Source organism: Nitrobacter sp. MLSD-S21 (assembly GCF_058809865.1).
Window position 1 is genome coordinate 1 of record NZ_JBXASZ010000021.1, and the last position, 2,175, is coordinate 2,175.

Genomic DNA, 2,175 nt, shown 5'->3' on the forward strand with positions numbered 1-2,175 from the left:
TCAGAATCTCGCTGTGGCCTGCAGCCGGAACACACGCGGTGATCCGGGCATAAGGTTATTGTTACCATCTGCGGTCGAGAAGTATTTTTGATCGAACAAGTTCTCGATGTTCAGCTGAGCGCGCCACGTCGGGTTCAAAGTCAGGATGACTGCGGCATCAACACGCGTAAACTCCGGAAGGCGGACGGTGTTGTCGGACGAGGCAAAGAAGTTCGAATAATGGATCACGCCTATGCCTCCGGCCCACATGGGATCGAACTGATATTTGTTCCAGACGGAGAAGGTATTATAGGGAACGAGCCCTACGCGGTTTCCGGCAACAATCGTTGCCGAGAGATTGTTTGCAATCCGAGCATCCGTGTAGGAATACCCACCAGTGACTTGCCATGCATCCGTGATGTAACCGGCAAGGGACGCCTCAAAGCCTCGTGTCTTGGTCTGCCCGTTGAGGAGAAAGAACCCAATATTGACTGGATCCGCGATACGTTGGTTGGTCCGATCGAGATCATACACAGCGGCGGCAAACTGAAGCCGAGGCACGATATCGTACTTGACCCCAATCTCGGTGTTCACAAATTTTTCTGGCGGTGCGATCACCAATCCGGGACTGAGCGCGCTGAATTGGTCTCCAGCGCTCGGCAGGTACGACACACTATAGCTGCCGTAGATCGACAGATTGTCTATCGGTTTGTAAACAATGCCCGCACGCGGCGACACAAGATCGTCAACGCGGCCCAACACCACGCCGGTCCGCCGATCTCGTGACGAGAGGTCGAAATGATCGAACCGCACGCCAGCGATCAATTGCAGATAGCGGGTGATTTCAATCTGATCCTGAAGGAAGGCTGCGCCAAGATTGAGGTTGTAGGTATTGTTTGCATCCGTAGTCCCGTTGTTTCTGAACGTCACGGGGACATAGGAAACAGGATTTCTTGGATCAACAGTGATCGTCGAATCCACGCCGTTGAAGAAGCCGCTTTGACGATAGTTCAGACCGCTCTGACGACCGAGCTCTCCTCCGAATAGGACCGTGTGACGCGTCAAACCGGCATCGAACTTGTAGGTTACGTCCGTTCGATTGAAGAGGTTGGATCGGTCCGTTTCGTTATTGTAAGATGAAAGATTGCTGGATGTACCAGCAAGGTTAACCGCGCCCGCATTGGCGCCGCCACCCGGAAAAACGTTCTGATAGAACTTGTTGTAATTCGCCGCTTGAGTAGCGTTACGGACCGCGAACCCGTTTTCGAAATCGTGCTCGATAATCGCCATACCAATATCAACGTCAGCGATTGCATAGCTCAGAAGAGGATTGCCGAAGAACGTCGATGACGACGTGTCGTATGGAAATCGCGGAAATGCGTTGCCGGGGCGGATCTGCGAAGGGACGCCACGATCAACGGTCCGATTATCGTGCAGGTGCTCATAGCTCAGCTTGACCGTCGTGGTATCGTTTGGTGCAAAAGTGACGGTTGGATTGACGGCCCAGCGATCGAGATGGACAAAATCTCGGTAGCTACTCGTGTTTTCATACATTGCATTGAAACGGGCCGCCCAATTCTCATTGATGGCCTGCCCGATGTCGGCCGTCATACGCGCGCCCGGATAGGAATTTCCCCAGACCGTGAACTCCCGAACCGACGTACCATCGGCCTCCTTCAACACCCGGTTGACCACGCCGCCACCGCCGCCGCGTCCAAAAATCATAGCGTTGGGGCCCTTCAGAACCTCAAGCCGCTGGAGATTGTAGACATCGCGGAAATACTGCACGTCGTCCCGAATTCCATTTGTGAAGAAATCTGCATTGGTCCGCTGTCCACGGATTACGAGATCGTCTCGATGGCCTTCGCCTTGATGGTAGATCACGCCCGGCACGTAGCGCGTGGCCTCGCCGATCGACAGGATGGCTGTGTCCTTGATGAACTCCTTTGTCAGCACGGTGACGGACTGGGGGACGTTGATGAGAGGTGTGTTCGTCCGCGTCGCGGTGGTTATGCTCTGGGTGATGTAGCCCGACTGCCCTGTCTTTGCGTCCTGGCTGTTCACGCTCGGCATATGTTTAGGCGTGGGTGCTGAAGCAGCGACCTGACGGCTCGACCTTACAGTTCGCGGTGCAGCAGTTGACGCGCGACGACGCCGGGTCTGTGTCTGTGTTGGCGCATCAATCGTCACTTTCGG

General features: G+C 54.8%; 1 protein-coding gene. It reads right to left on the bottom strand.

What is annotated here, in order from left to right; translation table 11 throughout:
* On the bottom strand, positions 1-2,052 hold the full coding sequence (locus tag AC1RT6_RS21190) for a TonB-dependent receptor (RefSeq protein ID WP_244553524.1): 2,052 nt from the start codon (positions 2,050-2,052) through the stop codon (positions 1-3).
* Positions 2,053-2,175: the final 123 nt, after the last annotated feature.